Annotated in this window: 18 protein-coding genes; 12 read left to right on the top strand and 6 right to left on the bottom strand. The window is 70.7% G+C overall.

The features are described 5' to 3' along the window. Positions 1–16: 16 nt before the first annotated feature. The 4 genes from ABD709_RS04420 to ABD709_RS04405 all read left to right on the top strand — a co-directional run bounded on the left by ABD709_RS04420 (position 17) and on the right by ABD709_RS04405 (position 3,259). A complete protein-coding gene (locus tag ABD709_RS04420) occupies positions 17–1,465 on the top strand; it encodes an LCP family protein (RefSeq protein ID WP_344772690.1) in 1,449 nt (482 codons plus the stop codon). Positions 1,466–1,660: 195 nt separating this feature from the next. Next, positions 1,661–2,323, top strand: coding sequence for a Type 1 glutamine amidotransferase-like domain-containing protein (locus tag ABD709_RS04415; protein WP_344772688.1), 663 nt, complete (start codon positions 1,661–1,663; stop codon positions 2,321–2,323). A 34-nt stretch (positions 2,324–2,357) separates the two neighbouring features. Next, entirely contained in the window at positions 2,358–2,921 is a 564-nt protein-coding gene (locus tag ABD709_RS04410) for a GNAT family N-acetyltransferase (RefSeq protein ID WP_344772686.1), read from the top strand. An 86-nt stretch (positions 2,922–3,007) separates the two neighbouring features. Then, complete coding sequence (locus tag ABD709_RS04405; protein ID WP_344772684.1) at positions 3,008–3,259, top strand: hypothetical protein; 252 nt, start codon at positions 3,008–3,010, stop codon at positions 3,257–3,259. 17 nt (positions 3,260–3,276) lie between these two features. Here ABD709_RS04405 and ABD709_RS04400 read toward each other — a convergent pair whose 3' ends face one another. Next, positions 3,277–4,047 (bottom strand): inositol monophosphatase family protein, encoded by a 771-nt coding sequence (locus ABD709_RS04400; RefSeq protein WP_344772682.1) that lies wholly within the window; start codon positions 4,045–4,047, stop codon positions 3,277–3,279. 133 nt (positions 4,048–4,180) lie between these two features. On the opposite strand from ABD709_RS04400, the gene ABD709_RS04395 reads away from it, so the two are divergent. Then, a complete protein-coding gene (locus tag ABD709_RS04395) occupies positions 4,181–6,061 on the top strand; it encodes a glycosyltransferase family 2 protein (RefSeq protein ID WP_344772680.1) in 1,881 nt (626 codons plus the stop codon). Here the strand turns inward: ABD709_RS04395 and ABD709_RS04390 are convergent. Further along, positions 5,970–7,088 carry a phosphatase PAP2 family protein gene (locus tag ABD709_RS04390; RefSeq protein WP_344772678.1) on the bottom strand — a complete coding sequence of 373 codons (1,119 nt, stop codon included), beginning with the start codon at positions 7,086–7,088 and terminating at the stop codon, positions 5,970–5,972. The two genes, ABD709_RS04395 and ABD709_RS04390, sit on opposite strands and share 92 nt — an antisense overlap. Positions 7,089–7,216: 128 nt before the next feature. Here ABD709_RS04390 and glf point away from each other — a divergent pair, with 128 nt between their 5' ends. The 5 genes from glf to ABD709_RS04365 all read left to right on the top strand — a co-directional run bounded on the left by glf (position 7,217) and on the right by ABD709_RS04365 (position 14,433). Beyond that, positions 7,217–8,416 (top strand): UDP-galactopyranose mutase, encoded by a 1,200-nt coding sequence (glf, locus tag ABD709_RS04385; RefSeq protein ID WP_344772676.1) that lies wholly within the window; start codon positions 7,217–7,219, stop codon positions 8,414–8,416. Further along, positions 8,413–10,497, top strand: coding sequence for a glycosyltransferase (locus ABD709_RS04380; RefSeq protein ID WP_344772674.1), 2,085 nt, complete (start codon positions 8,413–8,415; stop codon positions 10,495–10,497). Before glf ends, ABD709_RS04380 begins: the two co-directional genes overlap by 4 nt. A gap of 10 nt (positions 10,498–10,507) precedes the next feature. Continuing rightward, positions 10,508–11,413 carry an ABC transporter permease gene (locus tag ABD709_RS04375; protein WP_344772672.1) on the top strand — a complete coding sequence of 302 codons (906 nt, stop codon included), beginning with the start codon at positions 10,508–10,510 and terminating at the stop codon, positions 11,411–11,413. Further along, the gene (locus ABD709_RS04370) at positions 11,414–12,199 is read left to right on the top strand and encodes an ABC transporter ATP-binding protein (protein ID WP_344772670.1); all 786 of its coding nucleotides are present in this window, start codon (positions 11,414–11,416) and stop codon (positions 12,197–12,199) included. Positions 12,200–12,351: 152 nt separating this feature from the next. Then, positions 12,352–14,433 carry an N-acetylmuramoyl-L-alanine amidase gene (locus ABD709_RS04365; protein ID WP_344772668.1) on the top strand — a complete coding sequence of 694 codons (2,082 nt, stop codon included), beginning with the start codon at positions 12,352–12,354 and terminating at the stop codon, positions 14,431–14,433. An 18-nt stretch (positions 14,434–14,451) separates the two neighbouring features. Here the strand turns inward: ABD709_RS04365 and ABD709_RS04360 are convergent, their stop codons facing one another. Further along, entirely contained in the window at positions 14,452–15,162 is a 711-nt protein-coding gene (locus tag ABD709_RS04360) for a TIGR03089 family protein (RefSeq protein ID WP_344772666.1), read from the bottom strand. Positions 15,163–15,179: 17 nt separating this feature from the next. Here ABD709_RS04360 and ABD709_RS04355 point away from each other — a divergent pair, with 17 nt between their 5' ends. Next, entirely contained in the window at positions 15,180–16,295 is a 1,116-nt protein-coding gene (locus ABD709_RS04355) for a mannose-1-phosphate guanylyltransferase (protein ID WP_344772664.1), read from the top strand. Between the two features lie 7 nt (positions 16,296–16,302). Here the strand turns inward: ABD709_RS04355 and ABD709_RS04350 are convergent, their stop codons facing one another. The 3 genes from ABD709_RS04350 to cofD all read right to left on the bottom strand — a co-directional run bounded on the left by ABD709_RS04350 (position 16,303) and on the right by cofD (position 19,106). After that, entirely contained in the window at positions 16,303–17,070 is a 768-nt protein-coding gene (locus ABD709_RS04350; RefSeq protein ID WP_344772662.1) for a DUF3105 domain-containing protein, read from the bottom strand. Between the two features lie 63 nt (positions 17,071–17,133). Next, positions 17,134–18,093 (bottom strand): coenzyme F420-0:L-glutamate ligase, encoded by a 960-nt coding sequence (gene cofE, locus ABD709_RS04345; RefSeq protein WP_344772660.1) that lies wholly within the window; start codon positions 18,091–18,093, stop codon positions 17,134–17,136. After that, on the bottom strand, positions 18,090–19,106 hold the full coding sequence (gene cofD, locus ABD709_RS04340) for a 2-phospho-L-lactate transferase (RefSeq protein WP_344772658.1): 1,017 nt from the start codon (positions 19,104–19,106) through the stop codon (positions 18,090–18,092). Before cofD ends, cofE begins: the two co-directional genes overlap by 4 nt. 109 nt (positions 19,107–19,215) lie before the next feature. On the opposite strand from cofD, the gene ABD709_RS04335 reads away from it, so the two are divergent. Further along, complete coding sequence (locus tag ABD709_RS04335; protein WP_344772656.1) at positions 19,216–19,470, top strand: WhiB family transcriptional regulator; 255 nt, start codon at positions 19,216–19,218, stop codon at positions 19,468–19,470. Positions 19,471–19,609: the final 139 nt, after the last annotated feature.

Below are 19,609 nucleotides of genomic sequence, written 5' to 3'. Positions count from 1 at the left end.
GCAGGAGATTCGCCCCATGGTCGACCTGTCCTCGCCGTCCGGCAACGCCGGCGGCGCCCGCCCGCGCAGCCTCGTCGAGGACCGGGCCGCGCGGGTCCGGTTCCGCCGCGCGCTCGCCTACATGGCGATGACGCTGGTCGCGCCGGGCTCGGCCCAGCTGCTGGCCGGCAACCGGAAGGTGGGCCGGGTCGCGTTGCGGATCTGGGTGGGTCTCGTCGTCGTCGGCGTCCTGCTGATGACGATCAGCTACTTCGACCACGGGTTCGCGCTGCGCCTGGCCTTCAAGCCGACGCTCCTGCTGTTCGCCCGGCTCGGACTGATGGCCGGAGCGATCGCGTGGGCGGCGCTCTTCGTCGACGCGTGGCGGCTGGGGCAGCCGCTGACCCTGCGGATGGAGCACCGGCGGTGGGCGGTCGGTGTCAACGGGGTGCTCTGCTTCGGCGTCGCCGGAACCCTGCTGTTCGGCGCGCACCTGGTCGGCGTGCAGCGCGACTTCGTGATCGCGATGTTCGGCGACGGCGACGTGACCGGGGCGCACGACGGCCGCTACAACGTGCTGCTGGTCGGCGGCGACTCCGGCGCCAGCCGCTGGGGCCTGCGCACGGACTCGTTGACGCTGGCGTCGATCGACGCCGACACCGGCCGCACCGTGCTGATCGGCCTGCCGCGCAACATGACGAACTTCCCGTTCAAGGACGGCTCGGTCATGGACCAGCAGTTCCCGGACGGCTTCGACTGCGACGACTGCTACCTCAACGGCGTCAACACCTGGGTCGGTGACCACCAGGACCTCTTCAAGGGCTCCGACGACCCGGGCATGGACGCCACGATCTCGGCGGTGGAGGGGATCACCGGCCTCGAGGTGAACTACTGGGCGATGGTCGACCTCCAGGGGTTCCGCGACCTCGCGAACGCGGTAGGCGGCGTCACCATCAACGTCCGGCAGCCGATCGCGATCGGTCCGACCGGGGACGTGACCGGCTACATCGAGCCGGGCCGGCAGAAGCTCAGCGGCGACACGCTGCTCTGGTACGCCCGCTCCCGGGCCACCTCCGACGACTACTCCCGGATGGCGCGGCAGAAGTGCGTCATGAACGCGATGCTGCAGCAGCTCAGCCCGCAGACGGTGCTCACCCACTTCGAGCAGCTCACCAAGGCCTCCGAGGGCACGCTGTCCACCGACCTGCCGGCGTCGGAGGTCGGCCGGTTCATGGACCTGGCGATGAAGGCGCGGAACCAGAAGATCTCGACGCTGTCGCTGGTGCCGCCCCTGGTCAACACCGCCGACCCGGACATCTCCCTGATCCAGGACAAGATCCAGGAGACCATCGACAAGGCCGAGGGCGACGGCCCCGCCCCGTCGAAGCACGCCAAGAAGCCCAAGGACATGAACGAGGGCTCCTACGGCTCCTACGCCGACGGCTACACCGCCAACGACACCGGAGACCTGGGCGCCGCCTGCTGAGGGGGTCTTGCCGCGGCAGCGACGGGTACCGCAGGGCCGCGTGCTCGTCGAAGTCTTCCTTCGGGTAAGACACGCTCATGCCCGCGGGTGCGAGCGCGGCGAGCACGCCCCAGTGTTCGTGCGCGCCGATGAGTTCTCCATGCTCCCGCGGTCGGTCTCCCCGGGTCCAGCACTGCACTCACCCGAGGAGGCACGGTGAAGCTCTTGCTCACCTCTGGCGGCATCACGAACGACAGCATCCGGAAAGCGCTCGTGGAGCTGCTCGGGAAGCCGGTGCCCGACAGTCGGGCGCTCTGCGTGCCCACCGCTCAGTGGGGGCACCCGAGCTGCGGTCCCTCCTCCGTGCGGGGCTTCGTCGCGGCCGAGGCGCCGTTCGACCGGCTGACGGGCCTCGGCTGGGCCTCGCTCGGCGTCCTCGAGCTGACCGCGCTGCCCACGATCGGCGCCGAGCGGTGGCAGCCCTGGGTCCGGGAGGCCGATGTGGTCCTGGTGGACGGCGGGGACGCGACCTACCTGGCGCACTGGATCCGGGCGTCCGGGCTGCTCGAGCTGCTGCCGTCCCTTCCCGACCTGGTCTGGGTGGGTGTGAGCGCGGGCAGCATGGTGCTGACGCCACGGATCGGGGACGACTTCGTCGCGTGGGCATCAGCGCCGGACGATCGCACGCTCGGCGTCGTCGACTTCTCCATCTTCCCGCACCTGGACGCCTTCCCGACCAACACGATGGCTCACGCGGAGCGCTGGGCCGCCGACCTCGGCGGGCCCGCCTACGTCATCGACGAACAGACCGCGATCACGGTGGTCGACGGTGTCGTCGAGGTGGTCTCCGAAGGGCGATGGGCGCAGTTCGGGTCGTGAGCCGTCGGCGCGGTCACGAGGCATGATCGCTGGCATGTCCCTGCCCAGCCCGACCCTGCGGACGGCTCGGCTGCAGCTGCGGCCGTTCGCCGACGCCGACGCCGCCGCACTCTTCGCGCTGCACAGCGACGCGCACGTCCTGCGGTACTGGGACTCGGCGCCGTGGACCGATCCTGCCCGCGCCGGGCACTTCGTCGAGCGGTGCCGCCAGCTGGCGGCCACGGGGACGGGCGCGCGGCTGGCTATCGAGCGCGCCGGGGACCGGACGTTCCTCGGCTGGTGCAGCCTCACCCGGTGGGACCCCGGCCGCCGGAGCGCTGCGCTGGGCTACTGCCTGGGCGAGGCCGCCTGGGGACAGGGGTACATGACGGAGGCTGCCGGCGCTCTGCTGCAGTGGGCGTTCGGGGCCATCGACCTCAACCGGGTGCAGGCCGAGACCGACACGCGGAACGTGGCGTCCGTGCGGGTGCTCGAGAAGCTCGGCTTCGTGCGGGAGGGCACGCTGCGGGAGGACTGCGTCGTGAACGGCGAGGTCTCCGACTCCTTCGTCTACGGCCTGCTGCGACGGGAGTGGCGCGCGCCCGCGGACGCGCTGTGAGCGGAAGCACGCGCACGGGACCTTGAGTCAGCGGTGCGATCGGTGCTGCTCTATACCGAGCAGAACCGGCACCAGGAGAGAAGACCATGCCCGACATTTCCGACATCACGGCCCGTGGCCAGGACATCGCAGCCAAGGCGATCGGCGCGGCCGACTCGGTCGTCGGCGCCGCCCGCGACGCAGTGCGCGACCGAGCTCCCGCGCTCGAGAGGGTCGCGGACCTGGTGCCGGACCCGAGCGACGTCGTCGACCAGATCACGGCGACCGCGAACGAGCTGCTGGTGCTCGGGCAGGACGTCCAGAACAAGGTCATCGCCGCTCTCACCGCCAACGCCTGAGCCGGCGGTCCGGGGAGTCACCGGAGCGGCTGCACCGCCGCGACGACCTCGTCGTACACGTCCTTGTCCGGTGCGCACACCAGACCCGGGCCGAGCCGCCGCGGGTCGAAGGGGTCGCCGTCGATCATCCCGATGTGGCCGCCTGCCTCGGTCAGGATCAGCGCGCCGGGCAGGTGGTCCCAGGGCTTGCTGTGGTTGTAGACGTGGGCGCGGGAATCGCCCGCCACGAGGTGCGGGTAGTCGACCCCGCAGCACGCCCACGTCAGCTCGAGGGTGCCGAGGTCGCCGAGCTCCTTGCCGACCCACTTCCGACGCGCGGTGCGGTACGGCGACCCGGCGCCCTCGGTGAGCGTGAGCCGCTCGCCGTTCAGCCACGCGCCGGCGCCGCGCTCGGCCACGTACGCCGCCTCGTGCTGCGGCTGCCAGATCCAGCCCCGCACCACGACTCCGTCGCGCATCTCGCCGACCATCACGGCGTGGTCGGGTGAGCCGTGCACGAAGTTCTTGGTGCCGTCGACCGGGTCGACCGTGAACCCGTGGTCGGCGGCGGCGAACCGCGCCAGCAGGTCGGGGTCGGTCGCCTCGGCCTCCTCGCCGAGCACGACCGCGTCGGGATAGGCCTCCAGCAGCGCCCGGGTCAGCAGCTCCTCCGACTCGTGGTCCGCGATGGTCACGAGGTCGCCCGGGTTCTTCTCCTGGACCTGGTCGTCGCCGAGCTTGCGGAAGCGCGGGTTGATGACCTTCTCGGCGACGTCCTGCAGCAGCCGGAGTACGGCGTCGGTGTCCACGGGATTCACGGTATCGGGACGGTGGGACGGTCGCCCCGCTCCGCAGCGGGATCGTGCACCCGCCGCTCCAGCACTTCGGGCTCGATCCTCACCCGGCGCCCGATCGCTCGCCTGCTCGCCTAGGGTTACGGCCGTGCGCGTGGTGGCTGTCGTGGTGACGTTCGACCGGCTGCCCCTGCTCCAGAGGCTCGTCGAGCGCCTCGGCGAGGACGTCGCCGCCGGGCGGCTCGCGGAGGTGCTGGTCGTCGACAACGCGTCGAGCGACGGCACGGGCGAGTGGCTGACGGGTTTCGAGACTCGCTCTTCTCGCACCTCCACCACCGGCGAGGCGTGGCTGCAGCACCGCACCCTCGACCGCAACACGGGCGGGGCAGGGGGCTTCCACGAGGGGGTGCGCTGGGCGGTCGAGGAGACGGACGCCGACCTGGTGTGGCTGATGGACGACGACGGGCTGCCCGACCGCGACTGCCTCGAGCGGCTGCTCCGCGAGCCCGACCTCGACTTCTGGGGTCCCGTGGTCGTCGACGAGGAGCAGCCGGACCGGCTGGTCTTCCCGATCCGGCTCCCGGGCGGCACCCGGGTGGTCCACGACCTCGACGACGTCCGCGGCGCCGCCGGTCCCACCGGCCGGCTCGACGACATCGTCATCCCGTTCAACGGGGTCCTGCTCACCCGCGCGCTGGTCGAGCGGATCGGCTACCCGCGCGCCGAGTTCTTCATCTGGGGCGACGACCACGAGTACCGCCTGCGCGCCGAGCAGGCCGGCGCCCGGATCGCGACCGTCGTCGACGCCGCCGTCCGGCATCCCGCGGTCGGCAGCCTGGGCACACCGATGATGCTCGGCCGGACGACCTACAACCACACCCCGAGCGACCTGAAGCACTACTGCATGGCGCGCAACAACACGGTCAACCTCCGCGACTACCGCGGCTGGCCGCACGTGCTGCTCTTCTGGCTCAAGACGGTCTGGTTCTACCTGTTCACCCGCCCGCAGCCGGCCCGGATCGTGATGAGTGCGCGGGCGGCGTACGCCGGGCTGCGGGGAGACTTCACCGGCCACGAGAGGTTCCTGGGTCCCGACACGCCCCCGCTCGTCCCTCGCGCGCGCCACTCGACCGGCGGAAGGCACGAGACGACGGCGATCGTGGTCGTCACCTACAACCGCGCGGACCTGCTGGAGACGATGCTGACCGGCCTGGCCAAGCTCGACCCGGCACCCGAGGCCGTCATCGTCGTCGACAACGCCAGCTCCGACCGCACGCCCGACGTGCTCCTCGGGGCCGAGGTGCCCGGCCTGCAGGTGATCCGCAGCGAGGAGAACCTCGGCGGAGCCGGCGGCTTCCACCGCGGCGTCGAGGCGGCCCACGACCAGGGCTTCGACCGGATCTGGCTGATGGACGACGACGTCGTACCGGCGCCCGACTGCCTCGGCGTGCTGCTCGACCTGGACGAGGACTGCCTGATGGCGGTGCGCGAGGACAGCCGCGGCAGCCTCGCCGAGTACGCCGCCCTGCGGTTCGACCTCGACCGCCCCTGGGCGATCAAGCCGAAGACCGCCTCCGTCGTCAGCGAGTACGCCGACCGCCCGGCCATGCCGCCGGTCGTCCTCCTCGAGAACGTCGCCTTCGAGGGCTTCATGGTGCGGCGCCGCGTCGTGGACGCGATCGGCCTGCCCGACGAGACCTTCTTCATCTTCTACGACGACTGCGACTACGCCCTGCGGGCGCGACGGGCCGGCTTCCGGATCCTCGGCGTGCGGGACGCGGTGCTGGTGCGCCAGCTGGACTTCGACCAGCAGCACGACCTCGCCGGGTGGAAGGGCTACTACATGTACCGCAACCTGTTCGCGGTGCACCTGCGCTACGGCAGCAACGCAGCCGTCCGGCTCAAGCCGTGGCTGATCACGGCCGGCGTGGTCGCCGTCAGTCCGCTGCGGGGCGGTCGGGCAGAGGCGCGGAACGCGGTGCGGGCGCTACGGGATGCGCGACGGATGGCCCCACCCCCTCCGGTGTGAGTCGCAGCCGCCAGCCGACCCGGTTCCCGGTCGCGACGCCCGCCGACCAGACCGCGAAGGCGCCGAGCGCGAACCCGCCGAGCACGTCGCACGCGAAGTGCCAGCCGAGGTAGACCGTCGCCAGGATCGTGGCGACCAGGAAGATCCAGCTGAAGACCCGCACCCAGCGGGGGAGGGCGATCAGCTCGCCGATCAGGCAGATCGTCACCATGATCCCGACGTGCAGCGACGCGAACGCGGCGATCGTCTGCAGCGCATGGGTGCCCACCGGGTCGGCGAGAACCGAGACCCGGTCGTCCCACATCGCGTGCTGGAGGTCGCTCACGTAGGTGTGCGGCAGCGACGCGAACTCCGAGGAGTCCGAGTAGATCGGGCCGACCGTCGGCAGCAGCACGTAGAGCAGGGCCCCGACCGCCCAGTCGACCGCCACCGCGGTCACGTACCACTCGCCCGCCCGCGTGTGCCGGGTCCAGACCAGCGCGATGGCGATCGTCGCCGGCACCAGGCCGATCCAGAGGACGTAGACCCCGGAGAAGAAGTGCGCGGCGAGATCGGTGCCGAACCACGCGTGCAGGACGGCAGCGGGGTCGTGCCCGGCGAACAGGAACTGGTCGATGTCGGCGAGGTTGTCGTCGTAGATGTGCGGGTGCACGAACGGCGCCATGTTCTTGACGTTGCGGAACGCCGCGTAGGACAGGTACCAGGCCGCGAGCCCGCTGAGCGCGAACCGGAGGTGCGACGCGGGCCAGCGCTCGGTGACGACGCCGCGCCACTGCGCCACCAGGCGGCCGGCCCAGCCGGCGCCCGGCCGGCCCGCCCGCCGCAGGACCCGCGGGACGATGTCGAGCCCGATCGCACCGAGCACGATCAGCGGCATCTGGACGTAGGCGGGCATCACGTCGTCGGGGTCGCGGATCGGGATTCCCTGGGTCAGCGACATGACCACGGACGCTCCCGCGAGCGCGACTCCGGCGACCCAGGCGAGCCAGAACCTGGGCGCGGAAGCTGCGCGGGAAACGTTGTGCACCTCAACAGGATATTTCGTCCACGCGCGAAACGCTCGTCAGCCCCTCCCGGCGCGGCTCGCTGTGACCCAGACCGCACGCCGCGCGGCGGATGTGGGGCCAGGCGCCCAGAACCGTAGACTGACCCACCGTGTCCACTCCTGCTGCGCCCGACTCACCGCTCCCGGACCTGGTCGTCGTCGGCTCCGGCTTCTTCGGCCTGACCATCGCCGAGCGGTGCGCCAACGAGCTCGACCTCAAGGTCCTGGTGCTCGAGCGTCGGCACCACGTCGGTGGGAACGCCTACAGCGAGCGGGAGCCCGAGACCGGCATCGAGGTGCACAAGTACGGCGCCCACCTGTTCCACACGTCGAACGAGCGGGTCTGGGAGTACGTCAACCGGTTCACCGACTTCACCAACTACCAGCACCGGGTCTTCGGCAAGTACGACGGCCAGGTCTACTCGCTGCCGCTGAACCTCAGCCTGATCAACGTCTTCTTCGGGAAGTCGCACACCCCCGACGAGGCCCGCGCGCTGATCGCCGAGCAGGCCAGCGAGTTCCGGACCGAGGACGCCAGCAACCTCGAGGAGAAGGCGATCTCCCTGATCGGCCGCCCCCTCTACGAGGCCTTCATCAAGGGCTACACCGCGAAGCAGTGGCAGACCGACCCGACCGAGCTGAGCCCGGACATCATCACCAGGCTCCCGGTCCGCTACAACTTCGACAACCGCTACTTCAACGACAAGTACGAGGGCCTCCCGGTCGACGGCTACACCGCCTGGCTCGAGCGGATGGCGGACAGCCCCAACATCGAGGTCCGGCTCGAGACCGACTTCTTCGACGTGCGCGACGAGTTCCAGGGCAAGGTGCCGATCGTCTACACCGGCCCCGTCGACGAGTACTTCGGCAACTCCGAGGGCCGGCTGTCCTGGCGGACGGTCGACCTGGAGGCCGAGGTCGTCGACGTCGACGACTTCCAGGGCTGCTCGGTGATGAACTACAACGACCAGGGCGTCCCCTACACCCGGATCCACGAGTTCAAGCACTTCCACCCCGAGCGCACCTACCTGCCGGGCAAGTCGGTGATCGTGCACGAGTACAGCCGGTTCGCCGAGGAGACCGACGAGCCGTACTACCCGATCAACACCGCCGAGGACCGCGAGAAGCTGCTCCGCTACCGCGACCTGGCCAAGAAGGAGCCGATGACGCTCTTCGGCGGCCGGCTCGGCACCTACAAGTACCTGGACATGCACATGGCGATCGGCTCTGCCCTCTCCATGTACGACAACAAGCTGAAGCCGCACTTCACGGAAGGTGCGCCGCTGACCAGCGGAGGAGTCGACGAGTGACCGTCACCAAGGGCCAGACCACCCAGCTGCAGGACCTCACCGGCACGCCGTCGAACGAGCCGCTCCCCGGCACCGTGACGCGGCTGCTGCAGCGCCAGATCCTCCCGGTCGACTACGACCAGGAGGTCATGCCGTTGTACGTCGACCTCGACCCGGCGATCCTGGACGCCGACAAGTACGAGGTCGGCACCAACAAGGCCGCCCGGGAGATGAACGCCTTCCAGATGCGGCAGTCGGTCTCGTCGGGCCGCTCGGTGCACCCGGACCAGATCCGCTCCCGCACCGCCTACGCGCTCGACGCGGACGAGATGGTCTCCTTCGGCACCTACTTCAACGCGTTCCCGGCGAGCTACTGGCGCCGCTACACCGTGGTGGAGGCGGTCACCCTGACGGTCACCGTCGAGGGCGCCGGGGCGCGGGTGGTCGTCTACCGGTCGACGGCGAACGGCCGCACCCAGCAGGTGTCCTCCGCGGAGACCGAGGAGCAGGGCCCGAGCGCCCTGGTCTTCGACCTCACCCTGAAGCCGTTCACCGACGGCGGCTGGTACTGGTACGACGTCATCTCCGGCGACCACGAGGTCGTCGTGGCGTCGGCCGAGTGGACCGCGCAGGTCCCGGCCGACCGCGCCCAGCACGGCACGGTGGACATGGCGATCACGACCATGAACCGCCCGGACTTCTGCGCCAAGCTGCTCTCGCAGATGGGTGACGACGAGGTGCTGCGGCCCTACCTCGACACCGTCTTCGTCATGGAGCAGGGCACCCAGAAGGTCGTCGACTCCGAGTTCTTCCCCGCCGCCGAGAAGAGCCTGGACGGCCTGCTGCGCGTCATCGAGCAGGGCAACCTCGGCGGCTCGGGCGGCTACGCCCGCGGCCAGCTCGAGTCGCTGCGCAAGGGCACGGCGACCTACATGATGTGCATGGACGACGACGTCATCTGCGAGCCCGAGGGCATCGTCCGAGCCGTCACCTTCGGCGACCTGTGCCGGCGCCCCACGCTGGTCGGCGGCCACATGTTCAACATCTATGCCCGCTCCCAGCTGCACAGCTTCGGTGAGGTCGTCTCGCCGTGGACGTTCTGGTGGGGCTCCGCGCCGGGCGTGTTCATGAACTGGGACTTCGGCAGCCGCAACCTGCGCTCGGCCCGCTGGCTGCACAGGCGCGTGGACGTGGACTACAACGGCTGGTTCATGTGCCTGATCCCGCGGCAGGTGCTCGAGGAGATCGGCCTGTCGCTACCGGTCTTCATCAAGTGGGACGACTCCGAGTACGGCCTGCGCGCCAAGGAGGCGGGCTACCCGACCGTGAGCTTCCCCGGTGCGGCGGTGTGGCACGTGCCGTGGACCGACAAGAACGACGGGCTGGACTGGCAGGCCTACTTCCACCACCGCAACCGGTTCGTCGCTGCGCTGCTGCACTCGATCTACCCGCGCGGTGGCCGGATGGTGCAGGAGAGCTTCAACCACCAGATCAAGCACCTCGCGTCGATGCAGTACTCCACCGCGTGGATCCGTCACCAGGCGCTGCTCGACGTGCTCGCGGGTCCCGACCAGCTGCACGAGGACCTGCCGACCAAGCTGGCCGACATCCGGAAGCTGGCGAGCGGCTTCCAGGACGCGAAGCTCGAGGCCGACCGCGACGCCTTCCCGCCCGTACGCCGTCACAAGCCCCCGCGCAAGGGCCGCGGCGACGACGCGGTGCCCCGCACGTGGGAGGTCCGGCTGGCCGCGCTGAAGGCGCCGATCAAGCAGCTCAAGAAGCCGCGGCCGACGGCTAAGGCCAACCCGGAGGCCGAGCTGCCGGCGATGGACTCGCAGTGGTACCGGATCGTCAAGTACGACTCGGTCGTGGTCTCGATGCCCGACGGGCAGACCCAGACGTTCCTGCAGCGCGACCCCGAGCAATTCAAGTCGCTGCTCAAGGACACGGTCGCGATCCACGCCAGGCTCAAGCGGGAGTGGCCGCGGCTCGCGCAGCTCTACCGCGACCGGCTCGGCGAGATCACCTCGCCGGAGGCGTGGGAGCGGACGTTCGCGCCGTGGGCCGGCCCCGACGAGGCGGTGGAACGCACGAATGATTGACAATGGCCCCGTGGAGCGATTGGAGTCCGTGCCGCTCGCACCCCCGTCGTCGAACAACGGCCTGCTCGCCGTCTTCCAGCGCCGCTACCTGCTCCGCCTGCTCGTCCGTCGCGAGATCAGCGCCCGCTACCAGGGGTCGTTCCTCGGCCTGATGTGGTCCTACATCAACCCGTTGTCGCACTTCCTCGTCTACTGGGCGGTGATCGGCGGGATCCTCGGGCTGCACAAGACGGTGCCGAACTTCCCGGTGCACATCTTCGCCGGCCTGATCGTCGTGCACTTCTTCACCGAGACCTTCGGTGCCGGTACCCGGTCCATCGTCCGGAACCGGTCGATCGTGCAGAAGATGCCGCTCCCGCGGGAGATGTTCCCGGTCGCGACGATGCTGGTCTCGCTCTACCACGTGGTGCCGCAGGTCGTGATCATGGTGGTGGCATGCCTGCTCTCCGGGTGGACCCCGGACCTCTACGGCATGGTCTGCGCGTTGCTCGGCATCGGCGTGATCATGTTGATCGGCACGGCCTCGGCGCTGATCTTCAGCGTGGCGAACGTGTTCTTCCGCGACTTCGGGAACATCGTCAACGTCCTGCAGATGTTCGTCCGGTTCGGCGTGCCGATGATCTACCCCTACAGCATCATCGACGAGCGCTTCGGCCGGTTCGCGCAGTTCTACACGTGGAACCCCCTCGCGGACGCGGTGCTGCTGTTCCAGCGGGCCTTCTGGGTCGGCACGACGGCAGGGCCCGACGACCACGTGCCCGGTGGCTACCGCACGGTCGCCTACACGGCCGCGCACGACATGCCGCCGAACCTGATCCTGATCGGCCTCGCCATGGTGGCCGTCGGTGCGCTCTTCCTCCTCCTCGCGCAGCTGATCTTCACCAAGTTCGAGAACAAGATCCCGGAGCGGCTCTAGATGACGCGTTCGATCCAGCTCGACAACGTCTCGAAGATGTTCACCCTGCGCTACCACCGGACCTTCAAGGAGATCACGGTGGCGATGGCGCGGGGCCACCAGATCAGCCACACCTTCAAGGCCGTCGACGACGTCTCCTTCACCGTCGAGCAGGGCGAGGCCATCGGCCTGATGGGCCTCAACGGCTCGGGCAAGTCCACGCTGCTCAAGATGATCAGCGGCGTGATGAAGCCCGACGAGGGCACCGTGCTGACCCGCGGCCGGATCGCCGGCCTGATCGCCACGGGCGCGGGCTTCCACCCACAGCTCACCGGCCGCGACAACCTGGTCCTGAACGCAGCGATCCTGGGGATGAGCGAGCAGGAGCTCAGTCGCAAGTTCGACGAGATCGTGGAGTTCTCCGGCCTGGAGAAGAAGCTCGAGACCCAGGTCGGCTACTACTCGTCGGGCCAGAGCGCGCGGCTCGGCTTCTCGGTCGCGATCCACGTCGACTCCGACATCTTCCTGGCCGACGAGGCGCTCGCGGTGGGGGACAAGCCCTTCAAGCGGAAGTGCATGCAGAAGATGAAGGAGGTCCGCGACAGCGGCCGCACCATCTTCTACGTCAGCCACGCCGCGGCCTCGGTGAAGAAGATGTGCAGCCGGGTGATCGTGCTCGAGGAGGGCCGGCTCGGCTTCGACGGTGACGTCGAGGAGGGCATCAAGTACCTGCACTACGACGGTGACGAGCTGGACGAAGAGGGCGATGAGCTCGACGCCGACGAGGACACCGGCGACGACGTCTGACCCGATCGGTCGACTTTCTGCGATCGTCCGGCGTGTCGGCTGGAAATTACACTCTTGTAGTTACTCGCGATCTCTTCCCAACGCGTGTGACTGATGTGAAAGTTGCTTCTCGTGTGACAACTTCCCCCGCACACGACTGGAGCAGGATTCTCATGCTGTCGAGCACGTCCCGGACGCGTTTCATCACCGTCTGCCAGCAGCTGCTGGCGCTGGCGGTGGTACTGGCGTTCCTCACTCCCGCAGCCCGCACGATCACGATGGACGTGCGCCCGCCGGCGCACGGCGGTGTGGCCGGGGACGTCCGGCCGGACGCCTACCTGCGGGCGGCGGAGCGGCCGTCGCGGGTCCCCGCCGCGCCGGTCGACCCGAAGGTCAGCGAGTACAGCATGACCGCGCCCGCCGGCGCCCGGCTCGCTCCCGGGATGCTGAAGGCGTCGGCCCGCCGTACGCCCGGCGGCGGCCAGGAGATCGTCAGCCGGAAGCTGCCGGTGCGGGGGTACGGCGCCGTGGGCGTCACGTGGCAGCACGGTGACGACCTCGCCCAGGACCAGATCAAGGTCCAGGCGCGCTACCGCATGAACGGCTCCTGGTCGGCCTGGACGCCGGTGACCTACGACGGCGACCACGGCCCCGACCCGGGCAGCGCCGAGGCGCGGAACGCCCGGCCGGGCACCGACCCGCTGTTCGTCGGCAACGTCGACGACGTGCAGGTGCGCGTGGACACGAAGAGCACCGCGCCGGCGGACATGAAGCTCGCGGTCGTCGACCCGGGCAAGGCCACCACCGTCGCCCGCCAGGCGCCGAGGATCGACACCGGCGCCGGCGACGCGGGTACCGAGGAGGTGCCGTCCCCCGACGGGAACGGCGGCCTCGACCTCTCGGCGCAGGTCGTCGCCCCGAAGCCGAAGATCTTCTCCCGAGCCCAGTGGGGGGCCGACGAGAGCATGAGGGACAAGCCGTCGCTGCACTACGGCGACGTGCACGCCGGCTTCATCCACCACACGGTGAACGCGAACGACTACACGCGGGCCGAGGTCCCGGCGATCATCCGTGGCATCTACGCCTACCACACGCAGTCCCGCGGCTGGAGCGACATCGGCTACAACTACCTGGTCGACCGGTTCGGCCGGATCTGGGAGGGCCGGTACGGCGGCGTCGACCGCGACGTCGTCGGAGCTCACACGCTCGGCTACAACGACGACTCGTTCGCGATGTCGGCGATCGGCAACTACGAGGTCGCGCACCCCTCGGACGCGATGCTCGACGCCTACGCCCGGCTGTTCGCCTGGAAGCTCGGCCTGCACGGCATCGGAGCCGGCTGGAAGCGCACCTGGGTGACCTCGCGCTACTTCCAGGCGATCAACGGCCACCGCGACGCCGAGTCGACCGCGTGCCCGGGCAAGTACCTCTACGCGAAGATCCCCGACATCCGCGCCGCCGCCGTCCAGGACCAGGGCAGCTGGAGCGGCCGGGACCTCCAGTCGGACTACGTCGGCTCGGAGCGCCCCGACCTGGTCGCGCGCCAGGGCGGCGACTCCGACGTGGTGCTGCTGCCGGTGCACAAGCGCAAGGGCGTCTACTCGCTCGGTGCCCCGGTCGACACGGGCCTGCACCTGCCCGGCGCCCGCAACATCATGCGGGTCGGCGACTGGGACAAGGACGGGATCAACGACCTGGTGACCCGCAACGACCACGGTGCCCTCGACCTCTACCGCGGCCTCGGTGACGGGAAGTTCGACCAGGCCCAGGTGATCGGCACCGGCTTCGGCCGGGTGCAGCTGCTCACCGCGGTCGGCGACTTCACCGGCGACGGGTTCCCCGACCTGATGGGCCAGCCGCGCGGCGGCCAGATGCGGATCTACCCCGGCAACGGGCTCAAGGGCCTCAAGGTGAGCTACCCGGCGATGACGACGGTCACGGCGCAGCGGATGATCGGCGTCGGCCGGTGGGACTTCGACGGCGCCCCCGACGTGCTCACCCGCTCCGGCGACACCCTGCAGCTCCGCACCGGCAACGGCCCCGGCGGACTGGCCGGCACCAAGCCGGTCACCCTGGACGTCGCCGGCTACGACTGGCTGGCGGGCGTCAGCGACGTCGACATGACCGGGCACTCCGACGTGATCGCGCGCCAACGGTCCAACGGGCAGATGTACCTGTTCCCGGGGACCCGGAGCGGGTTCGGCGACCGGATCGCGCTGGGGAAGGTCGGCGACGCGTACAACTACATCGGATGACCTGGGGAGGCCTGGGGCCTAGGCGGGGAAGCGAGCCGTGGCGCGCTCGGCGACGTACGTCGCCTCGAGCCGCTCCGGCTCGGCCCGGGCGACCAGGACCAGGGAGCCGTTGCGAGCCAGCGGTTCCGTGAAGGTCGCGACACCTGGTGGGGAAGCCGGGTTCGCGACCGAGAGGAGGCGGCCGCCGTCGGCGACGAGAGTCCCGGCGGCGGCCGTCGTCCACACCTCGCCCTGGCTCTGCGTGTCCGTCGCCGCGTCGTCCGCGGTCGGCGGGTCCCAGGGCGCGAACGCGTCGGGCTGCGACCAGATCTCGACCCCGACGTCGTGCACGCCGACGGGCACCGGCTCCGCGAACCGTACGCCGAGCGGCAGCAGCGAGCAGGCCAGGACGGTGGTGGCTGCGGCCCGGGGCGCCCAGCGGGCGAGCGCCTCGGGGCCGCACACGACCGCGTCGGGGTCGTCGGCGGCGGTGAGGACCAGCCCCGCGTTCCACGCGGCACCGACGAAGACCGTGCCCAGCCAGTGCGGCGGCAGGTCCACGCGCAGCCTCATCCCCCGCTCGAGGCCGAGCTCGTCGACGAGCAGCGAGGACGCCTTCGCCACCCAGTTGGCGTAGGTCGTCACCGACAGCTCGACCCGCTCGCCGGTCGCGTCGTCGTAGAACGTCACGAGCGGTTGTCCGGGATCGCGCCGGAGCCGCTCGGACAGGACCTCGCTGAAGGTGGTCACGCCGTTATTGTCGCGCCATGCGTGAACTCGACGGTTTCTGGGCCGTGGTGCCGGCCGGTGGCGCCGGCACCCGGCTGTGGCCCCTGTCCCGGTCGGGCTCACCGAAGTTCCTGCACGACCTGACCGGCAGCGGGAGCACCCTGATCCAGGAGACGCACGACCGGCTGGCGCCGCTCGTCGGACCACGCTTCCTCGTCGTGACCGGACGCGCCCACGAGGCCGCGGTCCGGGAGCAGCTGCCCTCGCTGGGCGCGGACGACCTCGTCGCGGAGCCGTCGGCCCGGGACTCGATGGCCGCGATCGGCCTCGCCGCGGCGATCCTCGAGCGACGGGCCGAGCGCACCGGCGAGGACCTGGTCATGGGCTCGTTCGCGGCCGACCACGTGATCGCCGACGTCGAGGCCTTCGCGAGGACCGTCCAGGAGGCGGTCGCGGCGGCTCGCGAGGACCACCTGGTGACCATCGGCATCGAGCCGACCTTCCCGAGCTCGGCGTTCGGCTACATCCACCAGGGCGATCCGCTGCCGGGCCACGACCGCGCGTGCGCCGTCGCGGAGTTCGTCGAGAAGCCGTCGGCGGAGGTGGCGGAGGAGTACCTGGCGGCCGGCGGCTACCGGTGGAACGCGGGGATGTTCGTCGCGCGCCCGACCGTGCTGCTGGGGCTGCTGGAGGAGCAGGACCCCGGCTTCGCCGCCACCCTGCGGGCGATCGCCGCGGAGCCCGGCCGGCTCGCGGAGCTGTGGGAGCAGTGCCCGAAGATCGCCATCGACCACGCCGTGGCCGAGCCCGCCGCGGCCGCGGGCCGGGTCGCGACGGTGCCGGGGGACTTCGGCTGGGACGACATCGGGGACTTCGACTCGCTGGCCGGCCTGCTGGAGCGCCGGCCCGGCGCGAAGCTCGCGACGGGTCCGCGGGACCTGACCGTGCTGGGGGACGGGGACGCCGTCGTCGCCCTCGAGGCGAGCGGGGTCGTCGTGCCCGCCTCGGGCCGCGTCGTCGCGGTCGTCGGGCTGGACGACGTGGTCGTCGTCGACACCCCCGACGCCCTGCTCGTGACCACGCGGGCACGCGCGCAGGACGTGAAGGCCGTCGTCGCCGCGCTCAAGGAGCGCGGTCGCACCGACCTGACCTGACCTGGCGTCAGGCGCCCGGCTGGTAGCCGCCGATCGGCTCGGGGGCGTTGGTGTAGGGGAACTTCGCCATGAAGTCCTGGACCGCCTCGCCGCTCGGCTCGGAGCAGTACTGCCACTCGCCGTACTGGTCACCGGCGCTGTCGACCGTCCACGCCGTCAGCGCGATGTGCTTGCCGTCGGGGAACGGGTCGCCGTCGTCCTTGGTCCACGGCACGGCCTTGAACGAGTAGCGGTTGTTGGTGTCGCTGGCGTCGAGGCGGGCGGCGATCGACTTCACGTCGGCGAGCATGCTCGGGCTGTTGGCCGCGGTGTCGTCGTACCAGAGGATCGTGTAGCCGTGCTCGAGGTTGTGCACGAGCTCCTCGAGCTCGGGCCGGTTGTCCTCGGTGTAGAAGCGCTGGTGGATCGGCACCGGGGCCTGGCCGGGCTCGTTCCAGTGCGGCCCGAAGGCCGGCGGGGAGTCCGGGTAGTTGATCTGCGTGCCGGTCGGCTCGTGCTGCTGGTTGCCGTTGGCCTTCTTGCGGGTGATGTCGCTGCACACGTCGGCCGCGGGCGCGCCGATCTCGGTCAGGGGCTTGGTGCTGTTGCCCTTCTGGTGGACCCAGGTCCAGACCGGCTTCCACGCGGCGGCGACGATGATCGCGGCCGCGATCGCCACGCAGATGACCACGATGATGGTGCCCTGGCGCTTCTCGGCGCTCTTCTGCTTGCGCCGGATGTCATCGATGACCTTCTGGCGGTCCGAGCGCACGGACGACTTGCTGGTCTTGGCCACGGTGCGGGCTACCCCTGCTTCTGGTCGACCGGTGCGGTCGAGGTGGAGATGATCGCGGCGAGTCTACGGAGTCATCGGTCGGATCCGCAGATCGGTGCGTGGATCGGCCCCGTCGGCGGCCTCCGGCTCGACGGTCCACCCGTGCGCGAACGCGAGTACGGCGGCCACGGCCGCCCGGTCCGCCGGGCACCGGACGACGCCCTCCGCGGCCACCGCGGGCACCCCGGCCCGGCCGAACGCGTCGACCATCTCGTCGACCGTCGCGACCGACCCGAACGGCACCTGGTCGCCCGCGGCCGCCGCCACGGCCCGCACCACGGCCTCCCGAGCGCCGTACCCGAACAGGTCGGCGCCCTCGGCCCGGACGAGGACCGCTGCGCCCGGACCGTCCTCGCCGGCCGGCAGCACCAGGTCCGGGCGTCCGCGCAGCACCGCGAACGGGCGGCCGGCGAGCTTGCCCTGGGCGAGCTCGGCAGCCGAGGCGATCTCGTCGGCGAGTGCGGGGGCGGTGACCGCGAGCTCGTTGCCGTGCTCGTCGACGCGGCCGGCGTAGGACTCGAGGACCACGACGCCCGCGGCGCCGATCGCGAGGTCGGTCTGGCCCTCGCGCCAGGTGCGACCGGCGGTGTCGGTGACGATGACCCCGACGTTGGCGCCCCCGCGCTCTCGGACCGCCGCCCGCAGCGTGCGGGCGGAGACGTCGGGGTCGAGCGGCAGCAGCACGACCGATCCGTTCGGCACGTTGGAGGCGTCCACGCCGGCCGCGGCCATCGTGAGCCCGAGCCGGTTGCGCACGATCCGGGTGCGGCCGCGCACCGCGACGGTGCGCTCGGTCTCGGCGTCGATCCACTGCTCGCGGTCGCCCTGAGCGACGCGGCCCTCGGCCTTGCTGACCACCTTGCTCGTCACGACGACCACGTCGCCGTCCGCGAGCGGCTCGTCCAGCGCGCCGAGCAGCAGTGCGGCGAGGTCGTCGCCGGCGCGCACCTCGGGCACGCCGTCGGGCGCGACGACCGTGATCACTTCGGGGCGACCAGGTCGACCGCAGCCGCCGCCATCGCGGCGGTGGCGTCGTGGTCGGTCATCATCAGCGGCACGGCGGCGCAGCCGATGCCGGCGGCCCGGAGCCGCTCCACGTCCGCGGCGTCCCGCTCGTCGACCAGCCAGCCGTCGAGGACGCCGCCGGCCGAGCGGGCGCCGTAGTGCAGCCCGACACCGGCGGCGCTGACCTCGACACCGATGGAGGTCAGCATCTGCTGGGCCATGCCGCGCACGTGGGTGCCGCCGACGATCGGGGACAGGCCGACGACGGGCGCGGGTCCCGAGACCAGCGCGTCGCGGAGCCCGGGCACACCGAGGATGGTGCCGACCGACACGACCGGGTTCGACGGCGGCAGCACGACCAGGTCGGCGCCGGTGATCGCCTCGACCACCCCGGGGCCGGGCTTGGCGTCGTCGAGGCCGACGAACACGACCGCCTCGGCGGGGACCTCGGCGCGCAGCCGGACCCAGTACTCCTGGAAGTGCACCACCCGCCGGCCGCTGGGGGAGTCGGCGTCGGCGACCGCGACGTGGGTCTCGACCCGGTCGTCGGTCATGGGCAGCAGCCGGACGCCTCGCCCCCAGACCGGGTCGAGCCACCGCCGACACAGAGCCTGGGTCACCTGGGACAGCGGGTAGCCCGCGTCGAGCATCTGGGTCCGCACCAGGTGGGTGGCGATGTCGCGGTCGCCCAGGCCGAACCAGGTGGGCTCGACGCCGTACGCCGCCAGCTCCTCCTTCGCGCTCCAGGTCTCGTCGCGCCGGCCCCAGCCCCGCTCGGGGTCGATGCCGTCACCGAGGGTGTACATGACCGTGTCGAGGTCGGGGCACACCTTGAGCCCGTGGATCCACCAGTCGTCGGCCGTGTTGGCCACGACGGTGACCTCCGCGTCGGCCGCGACACCCGGCAGGGTGCCGTTCCCGATGCCGTGGAGCAGGCCCTGGAGGAACCTCGCGCCGCCCATTCCTCCCGACAGGACGGTGATCTTCTGCATGGGGGAAGTCTGGCGTATAGCAGATCCGCACTTGACTCCGAGGGTATGACATGCATGTAATTCCCACAGTGTTGTTCCTAGGTTCGTCGGGGTCGAAAGGGGCGGAACCGTGAGGGAACTCTTCCTGGTAGAGGCAGAAACAGAAGAAGTCGGTTGGCAGGAGCGCGCGCTGTGCGCGCAGACCGACCCCGAGGCGTTCTTTCCCGAGAAGGGCGGCTCGACGCGCGAGGCCAAGAAGGTGTGCCAGACCTGCGAGGTGCGGGTCGAGTGCCTCGAGGCGGCGTTGATGCAGGACGAGCGGTTCGGCATCTGGGGCGGCCTGTCCGAGCGTGAGCGTCGCAAGCTGAAGAAACGAGCGGTGTAGCGCCAGCCGGGAGCGAGGCACGAGCTCCCGGCGTCGGCGCGGAAGGTCGGGCAAGCGCGCGGCCGAGCCTGCGAGGGCGCGGCCGCGCGTCGAAACCCATGAGCATTCGGACCTGATGGGTGCCGCCGCTAGTGTGAAC

The organism is Nocardioides panacisoli (genome assembly GCF_039537325.1).
Classification (GTDB): Bacteria; Actinomycetota; Actinomycetes; order Propionibacteriales; family Nocardioidaceae; genus Nocardioides; species Nocardioides panacisoli.
This window is presented reverse-complemented; position numbering and strand designations above follow the sequence as displayed.